The organism is Methylobacterium nigriterrae, assembly GCF_037106235.1.
GTDB classification, from domain to species: Bacteria; Pseudomonadota; Alphaproteobacteria; order Rhizobiales; family Beijerinckiaceae; genus Methylobacterium; species Methylobacterium nigriterrae.
On sequence record NZ_JBAWTG010001025.1, the window covers coordinates 1 to 256 of the forward strand.

A 256-nucleotide genomic window follows, 5' to 3' on the forward strand; every position below is an offset into this window, starting at 1 on the left:
TTGGACTCCGGAATGAAGCCCGTACCGATAAACGGAACGAGGGCAAAGCTGCCGACCAACATGAGCAAGGAAATCAGAGACACCATCAGCTTATGGTTCAGCGCCCAGCGCAACACGCGCTGATACAGTTCCACGCTGCGTCCTGTTCCTTCTTCTTCGTGCTTCAGGTTTTTCTGCTTCAGCAGGAACAGTTTGGCAAGCAGCGGCACGATGGTCACTGCCACAATGAGCGATGCCAGAAGCGAGAACACGACTG

Annotated in this window: 1 protein-coding gene; it reads right to left on the bottom strand. The window is 54.3% G+C overall.

Translation table 11 applies throughout. From position 1 onward, the window contains the following. Nucleotides 1–256 (bottom strand): efflux RND transporter permease subunit (locus tag WDW90_RS40105; RefSeq protein ID WP_336493118.1); only part of this gene is annotated, 256 nt, incomplete at both ends.